The following is a 13,532-nucleotide window of genomic DNA, read 5'->3' on the forward strand; positions in this document are numbered from 1 at the left end:
CCGGTTTCAGAAGACACCACACCGTGCGAGTCGTCAAGAAAAAACCTGATGGACCTGCGTGCTTGAACGGCTGGAATCCGACGAGTGGATAGCCACACCTGTGAGTTCTGACAGTATCGAACGGGTGTGATTGAGGCTTTAATTTCTTCAACCCCAGGCCGGCTCTTACGGTGATTGCTGGTTGTTCCCGGCTGCCATGTTGAGGAAATGTTTATGTCCGATACCTACGAATCAGCGATCAGCGCCGACAGCTCCAGGCTGTATGACAACGGGCCTCTGGCATTGGCCCCGATGATTATTCCCGGGGTGGACCCGCTGGATCCGGAGGGCCTGATTCCGGCGGCGCTGATGCTTGCACCGCTTGAGGTGCTCATCCCCCAGTGGGGGCCGCCACCGGAACCGCTGGATACGCCCCATATCCTGACTCTGTATTGGTCACGGGGCGGTACGGTGGTCTATAGCGACTCCCTGACGATCAATGCGCCGCCACCGCCACTACCGATCGACCACCAAATGTTCATTCCGCTGGTCGTACTGCGCGCCTTATCGGGCCCCGTTGAGCTCTATTACTCCGTCACCGACTCATTTGGCGGGGTGACTGTGCTGGACCCTAAACGCACACTCACCGTGGACATGGATGAGCCCCAGTTGTTGAACCCTGCGGATCATCTGGAGTTTGTGGTGCCGCCGTCACCGGTGATGGACGAGGCGTATCTGCTCGCCAACCCTCTCGTTGCGTTTCATGTGCCGCCTTACAGGGGACGTAGCGATGGCGACGTCCTTCACTTCTACACCTCCAATCTGCCCAACCCACCAGTCGCGCGTGAGGACGGCCTGTACGAGTGGGTATCGAGTGGCGAGCCCCTGATCGCGTATCTGCCCGCCGACGTATTTCGTCGTCTGGACAATGGCGCCGCTTATATCTTTTTTCGCATTTTTGACAAGGCCGGTAATTTCAGTGATCGCAGTGCGGGCCTTCCGTTCCAACTGGGCCTGATCCCTTTGCCTTCTGATCTGCCGCCTCCCGAAATCTTTCCTCCTGAGCGTTACAGCGACTTGTTGATCAATCGCGAAGATGCCAGGGCCGGGATTTTTGTGCGGATCGGCAGCTATACTGGCTGGGCTCCCGGGGATCAGGTTGTGGTGTATTGGAAGGGCCGACCCACCTCGCTTCATCCCGTCACGGGCTTCCCCATCGATGTGCCGATTCCGTGGCCGGTGTTGCGCGGGCCGCTGACGGATACGCTGGCGCCGGAAACGGTGCCGGTACGCTATGAGATTATTCGCGGCACCTTGCCCCCTTTTCCTTCGTTTGCCATTCGCGTGAATGTGAACCTGACCATCGCCGGGCAGGACCACGCCAATGCCCCGGCACTGCTGAATCCGGATTTACCCCTGGCAGAGGTTCGCGGGCTGGTGTCCAACCTCCCGAATGTGGTCAACCATGATGACAACCCGGCCGGCGCGCGGGCCCGCGTCTTCCTGTATGAAAAGCCGGAGCCGGGGCAAGTCCTGCGGTTCTTCTGGAACGGTGTGGGGCCGGTCGCGTCCTACACCGTTCAAGCGGGGGATGTAGAAGGCCAGCTGGTGTTTTCCACGGTCATTCCCTGGGCGGTCATGGCGGGTTTTATTCATCCTGCCTTGCCCGTGTACTACACCACCAGTAATGGTGTGAATGAACAACAGTCTGAAAACACATTCGTCAATGTCAACACTGGCACGCTGATCTCATTTCCAGCGCCGATATTGAAACATACCCTGGTAGGCGGAGCTGGTTATTTAGCCTGTTGCTCAAAACCCGAGGTGTTTTATGGCGTGCATTGGCATATAGCCCATGATCAAGGCTTTGAACTTGATGATGTCGTGAGGTTTTTTTGGGCTGGATACCACACGAATAATTGGGAGGGGCCGGTGATTGAAGAGTCTCGCTATGCCGAGAGTAAATCCTTTGATAGCGATTATGATTTGATCAATGGGTTGGACTTTACGGTAGCGCCCTATGAAGAAAAAGTTGTACCCATGTACGACTTTGGTTCCGCGCAAGCGTTTTATCAAGTCAGGCGTCATGGCGTATTGATCGGCGAGTCCGTGCCCAGAAGAATTCGTATCGATTTAAAATATTCCGCCGGCGGCTATTGTAAGGCGGGTGACATTATTAACTGTTCCGCGACGGGGCAAGCAACCCTCGTCCTGCCTGAATAAGTTAAAGCAATTGCCGCGTTTTTTATGGGCTGAAGTTTAGGCTGCTGTGATTGAACGAGTGTTAGAAATATTCGCAATGTTGTAAGGCGCGGATGCTCGCGCCTGGAAGTTACGCTTATTTGAAGAATCCTGGAGATATTATGAAAAGGCAAACGCTGGAAGCTATTCGGAATTTCCAAAATGAACGCAAAGCCAACCCAGGCGTGTTCGCTTTGCCGGACGCCAGGCTGGAGGGGGAGGTGCCCGGATTTCCTGGGTTGATCACCAGATCGGTCGCTCTCGGCGAAGACATGATGGTGACCCTTCCGCGGCCGGATGATTTCAGTACCAACCCGCTGGAGCCTGATGTCTATACGCTGTGGGTGCAGCCCAATGATCAGACGGATTGGGCAAACCCTATCATCGTTCCGGCAGCGAACGTTCCGGCCACCGGGCTTGAAATCAATGTTGTCCGCGGGCGGCGCCCTGTCGGTATCAATAAGCTGAAATATAGAATAGATGTTTTCAGTGTTGGCAACAGCACCGAGTCCAACCCGCAATTGCTCATCATCGATCTTGAGCCGCCCTATGCAAGTTGGGTGGGGACCATCCCTGCACCCATCCCTCCTGTTGATTTACCCGAAAGCGTGGATGCTGATTACTTCTCGAGCAAGCCCAATCAGACGGCAATCTTCAAATTTCCCGATTATGTGGGGCAAGGCAAAGCCCCAGGCGACAAGGCACTGCTTTACTTTGCTGATTTGGATGAGCCGTATTTGCCGACAGCCGGTGACACGAACCCGTTTTGGACGATCCCCGCAGACCTCAGCTTGCCCCTGCCGCTTTCGGTGGTTCAAGGCCATCCGGATGGCTTGCATAGTTTGCGCTATGTGATTGTGGACGCGGCGGGCAATGAGTCGAGGTTGTCTGGGGCGTTTAACCTGGATGTGAGCCTGTTTCCCAAACCCGGCAATTTCAAGGTGCCTACCATTGACTTGGCGGTTCCCGGCGATGGTTTGCTCAACCGTGCTGATGTAGCGGCACTTAACGGCGCGATAGTGCGTATTGCCCAATACGATAATGTGCTGCGCGCGGACGATGTGCTGAGTATCACCCTCACCACCCCCCTGGGCAGGCAAACCTTGCCCGACTTTCCGGTCGCAAGCGCAATTTTTCCGATTCCGGTGCAGGTCAATTACGCGACACTGGTCGCACTCTATGGGGCCACGGTAGGCGAGTTGCCATTGACGGTTTCCTATGTGGTCAAGCGTCGCTCGGTCAGTTACCCCGCGGGCTTGACGGCGACGACCGACCTGGACCTGTTTGTCGTAGGCCCAACCCCGGAGGGTCCCGATCCGATCAACACCAAGCTCAATCCGGTACGCGTGATAGGCGTGCGGCAGGACGGCACTGAAGGGCCGGATGACAACCAATTGACCCCGGCGCATGCGTCCAGAGCTGCCATCGCGCGGATCAGACTGTGGGCTGACCCCCCGACACCTGACGCCAGAGATTTTACGATCAAGCTTTTTTATAACGGCAATATGGTTGAGTCCCGCTTGATCACCGGTGGCGCCGCTAACCAGGAAGTCGATATGAGTATTTCGTGGGCCGCCATCTTCGACGGTAAAAACGGGACCAAATTGGCGTATTACACCATTGAATCGGCGGGCACTACCAATACGCAGCAGTCGCCTATCACACCCGTCAATGTGACTGCGATCGTCATCTCACTGGACCCTCCGGTAGTGAGAAACCTCAACGCGGCCGGCTTCATCAACTGTGACAGTTTCAGGCCTGTGGGGCCGCCCCCTGGGAACCTGGTGGTGTTTATTCCACCCAGCAATGAGTTTCGAATCAATATGGTGGTGACGTTGCATTCGCAGGGCTACAGCGATGACCTCGGAACAACGCCCGTAGGCGCTGCTGTTGGCTTGGCTACCAGGACCATCCTGACGGAGACTGATATCAACCTCGGGTTCGAAGTGAATTTGGGGCCTTACGCGACCGTCTTCAAAACCATTCAACCGAATGCTGCTGCACGCCTGATGGGGTCGATGAAACTCTGGTACAGCATCCCAATGAGTGGTGGCACTACCTTGGACTCCGACGAAGCTCTGCATCGAGCGCGCGGTCATAGAGCTGGCGCGCCAGGGACGCCTGGCACTTTCTGTGATGGAACTCCTGTACCCGCTTAGTTGTGTTTAGTCATTAAGACCTAAGAGCGATGATCCCGCTCTTAGGTTTTTTTTTCTCGAAAAAAACTGTTCTGACTTCGCTCTCAAACCCCAGTTCATACGGCTACTTAAGATTAATCCTACATAAAATGGTAACCGCTCTGGATACCTTGGCACCGCTCGTTTGGCTGGCTCCCGCGCACTTTGGATCCGGCCATATTTTTTCCGTGAAGGAATGCCAACCCAGAGGTCCGTTCAATGTCAATTGTATTCAATTTCAAGCCATCGCCTTTAAGTCTGGCGTTGAAAGTCAACGCCGTTACCTTGCTGATGCTTGTCGCGCATGCCGCCGAAGCCCGTGTCATCACCAAGCCTGATGATTTCGTCGTGCCTGGGGGAACCCCGGACGCGTTTGAGTTAAAGCCAGGCTCCGGCTTTACGGTCAAGGGGGCCGTCACCAAGAACATTTCCAGTCAGTCCGCAACCTTGACACTCGACCCGGGCAGTTCTACCCAGGACATTACTGCCTATACGTCCACTGTTCGTATCGACGGTTCTGATGTCATTGCGCGTAGCACCGCCAATGCCGCCGTGCAGGCCAGCGACAGCAATGTATTTATCACCAACAGCAACATCCTCAACAAAAACGGCAGCGGGCTGGTCGCCGGCCGGCAAGACGGGTCCAAAGAGGGCTCCAAGATCAAAGTGGTCAACTCCACCATCACCGGCACGCAGCGCGGCGCCAGTGCCAGCGCCTACAGCGTACTTGACCTGGTCGATACCAAGGTTCAGGCCACCGGTGCGACCGGTGTGGGGATTGCCCTGTTCAGCGGTCAGGCCTATGCCACCAACAGCCAGATTGTCGGCGGGCAAAACGGCGTGCAAATGGGCATCGACGGCTCCTCCGGTGTACTGGGCAACAGCCTGGTGCTGGACGGTTCGAGTGTTGAAGGCACAAGCGGCGCGGCCATTTTCACTCGGCAGGGCAGCAACGCCGACATCCAGGTTCGCAATGGCTCCAACCTGATCGGCGGTAACGGCAATCTCCTTGAAGTCACCGGCGGCTCCACAGCCAACCTGAACGTGGACAGCAGCTCGCTGTTCGGTGACGTAGTGGTCGAAGACGGCAGCCAGGCAAAAGTGCAACTCAATAACGGTGCCTTTCTGACCGGCCAGTTGAAGAACGTCGCCGAATTGAGCGTGAACGAAGCGTCCACGTGGGTGCTGGTCGGCAACAGCACTGTCGACGCCTTGAAAATGGGCGGTGGCGCCGTGGAGTTCGGCGCGCCGGACGCGTTTTACCAACTGGATGTGAAGAGCCTGGACGGTAATGGCACCTTCATCATGCACACCGACTTTTCCACCAACCAGACCGACTTCCTCAACGTACAGGGCAAGGCCGAAGGCAACCACAGCCTGCTGTTGGCCGCCACCGGCTCCGAGCTGGCCAAGGGCGAGCCGATCAAGGTGGTGCACACCGAAGGCGGTGATGCGCAGTTCGCCCTGGCGGGCGGCACCGTTGATATTGGCGCCTTCGATTACGGCTTGAAGAAAGAAGGCACCGACTGGCTGCTCGACCCCTCCCGTCGCGGCACCAGTACCACCGCTCACTCGGTGCTGGCCTTGTTCAACAGCGCGCCGACCGTGCTGTATGGCGAGATGAGCATCCTGCGTACGCGCATGGGTGAATTGCGCTTCAGCGAAGGCGCGGGCAACGGTATGTGGATGCGCAGCTACGGCAACAAGTTCGACGTAGCGGCCAACAAGAACGGTGCGGGCTACACGCAGAACCAGAAGGGCTTCACCATCGGTGCCGACGCGCCGTTGTCGAGCGGTGATGGCCAGTGGATCGCCGGTATGATGGCCGGTCACAGCGTGTCCGACCTGAGTCTGAACCGTGGCAGCAGCGGCGAGGTCAAGAGCTACTACGTGGGCGGTTATGCCACCTGGATGGACGCTGAAAGCGGTCTGTACTTCGATGGCGTGGCCAAGCTCAACCGGTTGCACACCGATAACAATGTGACCATGAGCGATGGCAAGAAAGCCAAAGGCAACTATGCGCAAAACGCCGTGGGCGCTTCGGCTGAATTCGGTCGCCATATCAAGTTGGACGACGGCTTTTTCGTCGAGCCTTATGGGCAGTTGTCGGCCACCATCACCCAGGCGCAAAGCTACGACCTGACCAATGGGCTGCACGCCAAGGGTGATCGTTCCAGCTCGGTGGTCGGCAAGCTCGGTGTGACTGCGGGCAAGAACATCCAACTGGACAGCGGCGGTATCCTGCAGCCTTATTTGCGCACTGCGGTGGCCCATGAGTTTGACCAGAGCAACAAGGTGTTCATCAACGACCAGAGCTTCAACAACGACCTGTCCGGCTCGCGCATCGAGCTGGCGGCTGGTGTGGCCATGACCGTATCGGAGAACGTCAAGTTGCATGCCGACATCGAAACCAGCCAGGGCAAGAAAATCGACCAGCCTTGGGGCGTCAACTTTGGCGTGCGTTACGATTTTTAAGGCGCGTGTCTACGTGAAAAGGGAAGCTACGGCTTCCCTTTTTTTCGTCTTCAGATCAGCAGGCTCAACCAGGTCGAACCCAACAGCAGCAAGGCCGTGCACCGGTTGAAGCGTTGCATCGCCTTGGTCGAGCGCAGCAACCGATTCGAGCCGGCCCCCAATATCGCCCAGGCGCCGAGACAGGGCAGGGAAATCGCGAAAAACAGCAGCGACAAATACAGCACCTGCGCCTGGCGGTCCGGCCCATTGCCGGCAAACACACTGACCACCGCCACGGCCATCATCCATGTCTTGGGGTTGATCAATTGCAGGCCGGCGGCGCCGGTGAGGCCCAGGCGCTTGCTGGTGGTGTGCGGGCTCACAGCCTTGGGCGGTGCGCTGTAAATCTGCCAGGCCAGGTAGCTCAACCAGGCAACGCCGGCCCATTGCATGGCGCTTTGCACCTTGGGCACTTGCGTCAGCGACTGGCCAAGCCCCGACCCTACCAGCAAGACGATGCCTGCGGCACCCGTGCACGCGCCGAGGATGATCGGCAGCGCGGCCTTGAAGCCATAACGCGCGCTGTTACTCAACACCAGCACATTGGTGGGGCCAGGTGTGATAGAGGCGACGAACGCGAACAGCATGAAAGGGATGAAGGTGGACAGCATGGCGAAGCACTCCGGTAAAGCCATTGATGGAGTCGATCTTCATTCGCCTGCGGCTCAGCTGTCTGGAAGATTTGAGCAGCGCTTGCGGTACGCGGCGGGCGTCAGTCCATACGCCCGCACAAACCAGCGGCCCAGGTGACTCTGGTCGGCGAACCCCAGCGCGCTGGCGGCATCGGCCGGTTGTGCGCCTTTGGCGAGCAAGTGCCGGGCGCGGGCCAGACGCAATTGCACCAGGTAGGCATGGGGCGGCAGGCCGAAGGCGCTTTTGAACGCGCGGGTCAGGCGAAAGCGGTCGACACCGCAGGCCAGGGCCAGTTCGTCCATGCCAATGTCGTGGTGCAGATGGTCATGCAAGTATTCCCGCGCCCTGTGGGCGACCTGCGGCAGGCGCGGGTCCTGGCTGTAGCGGCGGCGCCAGTGAAGTTGCCCGGTAAGACGGGCCAGCAACTGATCCAGTGCACTTTGCCGCACGATCCGCAGTTCGTTGTGATGCAGGCTCTGGAACGCCTGGCTGGTCGCCTGGGCCAGCTGCGGGTCATGGGTCAACGTTCGGGCGAAGCTCAGTTGATGGTCGGCCGGGGCTTGCTCGAACACCGCCGAAACTTCGCGCGCGAGCCAGTACGGGTCCAGATAAAGCATGCGGTAGGTGAAGCCATCGGCAGTGGGCGCGTTACCGTCGTGGATCTCTCCAGGCTCCAGCAGGAACACTTGGCCCGGCACACTGTTATGGCGGGTGCGCCGGCAATTGAACTGCTGCACCCCTTGCTCGGTAACGCCGATCAGGTAGCTGTCATGCCAGTGCGGGTCGTAGGCGTGCCCTTGGAAATGCGCGCGCAGGGTCTCTATGCCGGTATCGGCGTCCTGGGACAGATCGATCCAATTGTGCGCGGCCATAAATCACCGAGGATGAATGTGTATCGCCATTAGGGCCCACGGTCGGCCCTGCGTCTAGAAGGTTTGTGCAGCCTCAGCCGAACAGCCCTGCGGCAATATTGATCGAGAACCCTAGAATCGCCGTGTTGAATAAAAAGCCGATCAACGATTGTCCCAGCACTACCTTGCGCAAGCCGCGGGTGGCGACGCCCACATCGGAGGTCTGCACCGCCACGCCGATGGTGAAGGAGAAATACAGAAAATCCCAATAGTTGGGCGTGAGCAAGCCTTCGGCAAAGCGCAGCGCCGGTTCCTTGCCATTCCAGGTGTAATAGAGCCTGGCGTAGTGCACGCTGAAGATCACCCCGATCAGCAGCCACGAACCGATCACCGTCACCCCGGTGAAAGCGTAATGCAACAGGCGCTCGGTGGTTGCCAGGTCTTTGCTGCCCGCCAATTCGAAAGTGATGGTTGCCAGGCTGGCGATGGCGGCGATGCACACCATGAACAGCACCAGCCCGGCGTTTTCGTCTTCGACTTCAGCGATGCGCTTGACGTCCTCGGCCTTGGCGCGAATGGTCAGCCACAGCATTAGTACCAGGTAGGTCCAGACGCCGGCGTTCCAGCCGATCAGGATTTTGCTGGCCAACGCCTCGGCCGGCACCAGGAGGCCCACGGCAAGGCCCAGCACGGCGGCGGATGAAAGGCGAGGGTGGGTGCGGGCGAGGAAGGGCATGGCGGCTCATACTGGGTAGTTTTGAGCACCATAGCTTATTCGGTTGTACTTGATCATGAACTTGATCGATAACCCTGTGGGAGGGGGCTTGCCCCCTCCCACATGATTTACCGCGCTTGGCTGGACTAAGCGTCTTTGTCGCGCTTGCGCACCAACTTCATCACCACCACAAAAAACACTGGCACAAACACCACCGCCAGCGTCGCCGTGATCATCCCGCCAATCACCCCCGTACCAATGGCCTGCTGGCTCGCCGAGCTGGCCCCGGTGGCAATCGCCAGCGGCACCACGCCGAGGATGAACGCCAGCGAGGTCATGATGATCGGGCGCAGGCGCAGGCGCGCGGCTTTCAAGGTGGCGTCGACCAAGTCCTCGCCCTGTTCATACAGGTCCTTGGCGAACTCGATGATCAAAATCGCGTTCTTCGCCGACAGCCCGATGATGGTGATCAGGCCGACCTTGAAGAACACATCGTTGGGCATGCCGCGCAAGCTCACCGCCAGCACCGCCCCAAGCACACCCAGCGGCACCACCAGCAAGACCGAGGTCGGGATCGACCAGCTTTCGTACAAGGCCGCCAGACACAGGAACACGATCAGCAGCGACAGGCCCAACAGTATTGGCGCCTGGGAACCGGACAGGCGTTCCTGCAAGGACAACCCGGTCCATTCCTGGCCCAAACCTGCGGGCAACTGGCTGACCAGACGCTGGATTTCGTCCATTGCCTCGCCGGTGCTGTGCCCTGGCGCCGCTTCGCCGCTGATGGCGATGGCGGGGTAGCCGTTGTAGCGCGTCAGCTGCGTCGGGCCCTGGGTCCACTTGGCTGCGACAAACGCCGACAGCGGCACCATTTTCCCGGCGTTGTTGCGCACGTTGATCTTCATCAAGTCCGCCACCTGGCTGCGCTGGTCGCCTTCGGCCTGCACCACCACGCGCTGCATGCGCCCCTGGTTGGGGAAGTCGTTGATATAGGCCGAACCGATGGCCGACGACAATATATTGCCGACATCGGCAAACGCCACGCCCAGCGCATTGGCCTGCTTGCGGTCCACTTCCAGCTGTATCTGCGGCGCTTCGGCCAGGGCGCTTTCGCGCACGTTGGCCAGGATCGGGCTTTTCGCGGCCGCTTCCAGCAACTCGGTACGCGCAGCCATCAGCCCCGCGTGGCCGACGCCGCCACGGTCCTGCAGGCGGAACTCGAAGCCGCTGGAGGTGCCGAGGCCGTCCACCGGGGGGGGCAGGACCGCAAAGGCAATCGCATCCTTGAGCTCGCTGAAGGCCATGTTGGCGCGGTCGGCAATCGACGAAGCCGAATCATCGCTGCTGCGCAGCGACCAGTCCTTGAGCGTGGTAAACGCCAGCGCCGCGTTCTGCCCGGAGCCGGAGAAGCTGAAGCCCATGATCATGGTGGTATCGCCCACCCCCGGTTCCGTGGCGTTGTGCGCCTCGATCTGCTCGGCCACCTGCACCGTGCGGTTCTTGCTCGCGCCCGGTGGCAACTGGATATCGGTGATGGTGTAGCCCTGGTCTTCCACCGGCAGGAACGAGGAGGGCAGGCGACTGAACAGCAGCCCCAGGCCCACCAGCAGCACCAGGTAGATCAGCAGGTAACGGCCGCTGCGCTTGAGGGCATAGGCCACCCAGCCTTCATAGCGGTCGGTGAGCTGTTCAAAGCGCCGATTGAACCAGCCGAAGAAGCCGCCCTTGGCATGGTGCTCGCCCTGGGCAATCGGCTTGAGCAAGGTGGCGCATAGCGCCGGCGTCAAGGTCAGGGCCAGGAAGGCCGAAAACAGGATCGAGGTGGCCATCGACAGCGAAAACTGCTGGTAGATCACCCCCACGGAGCCTGGCATGAACGCCATCGGCAGGAATACCGCCACCAGCACCAGGGTGATACCGATGATGGCGCTGGTGATCTGGCCCATGGCCTTTTTCGTCGCCTCCTTGGGCGACAGGCCCTCAGTCGCCATGATCCGTTCGACGTTCTCCACCACCACAATCGCATCGTCCACCAGGATGCCGATCGCCAGCACCATGCCGAACATGGTCAGCACGTTGATCGAAAAGCCCAGTAACAGCATGGTAGCGAAGGTGCCCATCAGCGCAATCGGCACCACCAGCGTGGGGATCAGGGTGTAGCGCACGTTCTGCAGGAATAGGAACATCACCGCGAACACCAGCGCCATCGCCTCGAGCAGGGTGTAGACCACCTTGGTAATCGAGACCTTCACGAACGGCGAGGTGTCGTACGGAATCTTGTATTGCACATTGGCCGGGAAAAAGCGCGACAGCTCGTCCATCTTCGCCCGCACCAGGTTCGCGGTGTTCAGCGCGTTGGCGCCGGGCGACAGTTGCACACTGACGGCGGTGGACGGCTTGCCGTTCAGTCGGGTGGAAAACTGGTATTCCTGGCTGCCGACTTCCACCCGCGCCACGTCGCCGATGCGCACGGTAGAGCCGTCAGGGTTGGCCTTGAGGACGATGTCGGCGAACTCTGCCGGCGTCGACAATTGGCCCTTGACCAGAATGGCGGCGGTGATTTCCTGGGTGTTTGTCGCTGGCAGATCACCGATGCTGCCGGCGGAGACCTGAGCGTTCTGCGCGCTGATCGCGGCATTCACATCGGCCGGGGTGAGGTTGAAGCCGATCAGCTTCTGCGGGTCGATCCAGATGCGCATGGCGCGCTCGGCGCCATACAGCTGGGCCTTGCCCACCCCGTTCAGGCGCTTGAGTTCGTTCATCACGTTGCGCGCCAGGTAATCGCTGAGCGCCACGTCGTCGAGCTTGCCGTCCTCGGATGTCAGCGTTACCAGCAGCAGGAAGCCGGCCGAGACTTTTTCCACCTTCAAGCCTTGTTGCGTCACGGCTTGCGGCAAGCGCGACTCCACCGCCTTGAGACGGTTTTGCACATCCACCTGGGCCATCTCCGGGTTGGTGCCCGGTTGGAACGTGGCGGTAATGGTCGCCGAACCCAGGCTGCTCTGGGACTCGAAATACAGCAGGTGATCGGCGCCGTTAAGCTCCTGCTCGATCAGGCTGACCACGCTTTGATCCAGGGTCTGGGCCGAAGCGCCAGGGTACACCGCGTAGATTTCCACCTTGGGCGGCGCGACGTTGGGGTATTGGGCCACCGGCAATTGCGGGATCGCGAGGACGCCGGCCAGCAAAATGAACAAGGCCACCACCCAGGCGAAGATCGGGCGGTCGATAAAGAACTGCGGCATGGCGGGTTATTCCTTCACGAGCGGGCTGTCGTCCACTTCAACTTTTTCACCGGGGCGTGCATGTTGCAGGCCCTCGACGACAATGCGGTCACCGGGCTTGAGGCCGCTGCTGACGATCCAGCGATCCTCGATCACCGCGCCCAACTCCACCGGCTGCTGGCGCACGGTTTGCTCGCCGTCCAGCAACAGCACCATGGGGATGCCGGCGCTGTCGCGGGTGATGGCGCGTTGCGGCACGCTCAGGCCTTGTTTGTCGACCGCCTGTTCCAGGCGCACCCGCACAAAGCTGCCGGGCAGCAGGTCGAGGTCCGGGTTGGGGAACTCGCTGCGCAGGATGATCTGCCCGGTGCCCGGGTCGACGCTGATTTCGGCGAACAGCAGCTTGCCCGGCAACGGGTACAGGCTGCCGTCGTCCTGGATCAGGGTGGCCTTGGCCTGGTCCTGGCCGACCTGCTTCAAGCTGCCGGCACGAAAGGCACGGCGCAGGTCATTGAGCTCGCGGGTGGACTGGGTCAGGTCGGCGTGGATCGGGTCCAACTGCTGGATGACCGCCAGCGGCGTGGCTTCGTTCTGGCCGACCAGCGCGCCTTCGGTCACCAGGGCACGGCCGATGCGCCCGGAAATCGGCGCGGTCACGGTGGCGTAACCCAGGTTCAGCCTGGCGCGCTCGACGGCAGCCTTTTGCGCGGCAACCTCAGCGTTGGTCTGGCGCAGGGCGGCGCGGGCGTTGTCGTAGTCCTGGCCGCTGATGGCGTTGCCTTCCACCAACTGGCTGTAGCGCTGCTCCTGCAGGCGTGCCTGGAATGCATTGGCCTCGGCCTTGCTCAGGTTGGCCTGGGCGCTGTCGAGGTCGGCCTTGAAGGGCGCCGGATCGATGCGGAACAGCACGTCGCCCTGTTTCACGTCATGGCCTTCATTGAATACGCGCTGCATCACCACCCCGGCAACCCGGGCGCGCACTTGCGCCATGCGCGGCGCGGCGATGCGCCCGCTCAATTCGCTGGTGATGGACAGGGGCTTGGCTTGCAGCGTCTCGACACGCACTTTGGCCAGCGGCATTTGTGGCGCTTCGTCTGCTGACTGACCACACGCGCTCAGCGCCAGTGTGAGGGCCAGCAGGCAAAACGGCGCAAATAGATTCTTTGACATGCTCTTATCCCAATATTGACTGGCGCAT

General features: G+C 60.0%; 8 protein-coding genes. 3 read left to right on the forward strand and 5 right to left on the reverse strand.

All coding sequences use genetic code 11. The annotated features are described in order from the left end of the window. Positions 1-213: 213 nt before the first annotated feature. From J1G34_RS21025 to J1G34_RS21035, 3 genes are all read left to right on the forward strand, one after another. Complete coding sequence (locus J1G34_RS21025) at positions 214-2,202, forward strand: hypothetical protein (RefSeq protein WP_222994576.1); 1,989 nt, start codon at positions 214-216, stop codon at positions 2,200-2,202. Between the two features lie 119 nt (positions 2,203-2,321). Next, positions 2,322-4,379, forward strand: coding sequence for a hypothetical protein (locus J1G34_RS21030; RefSeq protein ID WP_262411896.1), 2,058 nt, complete (start codon positions 2,322-2,324; stop codon positions 4,377-4,379). A gap of 237 nt (positions 4,380-4,616) precedes the next feature. Beyond that, a complete protein-coding gene (locus J1G34_RS21035) occupies positions 4,617-6,872 on the forward strand; it encodes an autotransporter outer membrane beta-barrel domain-containing protein (protein WP_222994577.1) in 2,256 nt (751 codons plus the stop codon). Positions 6,873-6,922: 50 nt separating this feature from the next. Here the strand turns inward: J1G34_RS21035 and J1G34_RS21040 are convergent, their stop codons facing one another. The 5 genes from J1G34_RS21040 to J1G34_RS21060 form a co-directional block, all read right to left on the reverse strand. After that, a complete protein-coding gene (locus J1G34_RS21040; RefSeq protein ID WP_065893159.1) occupies positions 6,923-7,522 on the reverse strand; it encodes a LysE family translocator in 600 nt (199 codons plus the stop codon). 54 nt (positions 7,523-7,576) lie between these two features. Next, on the reverse strand, positions 7,577-8,416 hold the full coding sequence (locus J1G34_RS21045) for an AraC family transcriptional regulator (RefSeq protein ID WP_065893160.1): 840 nt from the start codon (positions 8,414-8,416) through the stop codon (positions 7,577-7,579). Between the two features lie 73 nt (positions 8,417-8,489). Next, positions 8,490-9,131, reverse strand: coding sequence for a DUF1345 domain-containing protein (locus tag J1G34_RS21050; RefSeq protein ID WP_065898380.1), 642 nt, complete (start codon positions 9,129-9,131; stop codon positions 8,490-8,492). Between the two features lie 125 nt (positions 9,132-9,256). Next, the gene (locus J1G34_RS21055; RefSeq protein ID WP_065893162.1) at positions 9,257-12,355 is read right to left on the reverse strand and encodes an efflux RND transporter permease subunit; all 3,099 of its coding nucleotides are present in this window, start codon (positions 12,353-12,355) and stop codon (positions 9,257-9,259) included. 6 nt (positions 12,356-12,361) lie between these two features. Beyond that, positions 12,362-13,504: an efflux RND transporter periplasmic adaptor subunit gene (locus J1G34_RS21060; protein WP_065898374.1), complete on the reverse strand. Its 1,143-nt coding sequence runs from the start codon at positions 13,502-13,504 to the stop codon at positions 12,362-12,364. Positions 13,505-13,532 lie beyond the last annotated feature (28 nt).

Source organism: Pseudomonas sp. Wu6 (genome assembly GCF_019891515.1).
Taxonomy (GTDB): Bacteria; Pseudomonadota; Gammaproteobacteria; order Pseudomonadales; family Pseudomonadaceae; genus Aquipseudomonas; species Aquipseudomonas orientalis_A.

Bases quoted from the DNA above. Each gene is read 5' to 3' on its own strand.
- J1G34_RS21055 (WP_065893162.1), bottom strand. From the start codon at position 12,355: ATGCCGCAGTTCTTTATCGACCGCCCGATCTTCGCCTGGGTGGTGGCC.
- J1G34_RS21035 (WP_222994577.1), top strand. From the start codon at position 4,617: ATGTCAATTGTATTCAATTTCAAGCCATCGCCTTTAAGTCTGGCGTTG.
- J1G34_RS21040 (WP_065893159.1), bottom strand. From the start codon at position 7,522: ATGCTGTCCACCTTCATCCCTTTCATGCTGTTCGCGTTCGTCGCCTCT.
- J1G34_RS21060 (WP_065898374.1), bottom strand. From the start codon at position 13,504: ATGTCAAAGAATCTATTTGCGCCGTTTTGCCTGCTGGCCCTCACACTG.
- J1G34_RS21045 (WP_065893160.1), bottom strand. From the start codon at position 8,416: ATGGCCGCGCACAATTGGATCGATCTGTCCCAGGACGCCGATACCGGC.
- J1G34_RS21050 (WP_065898380.1), bottom strand. From the start codon at position 9,131: ATGCCCTTCCTCGCCCGCACCCACCCTCGCCTTTCATCCGCCGCCGTG.
- J1G34_RS21025 (WP_222994576.1), top strand. From the start codon at position 214: ATGTCCGATACCTACGAATCAGCGATCAGCGCCGACAGCTCCAGGCTG.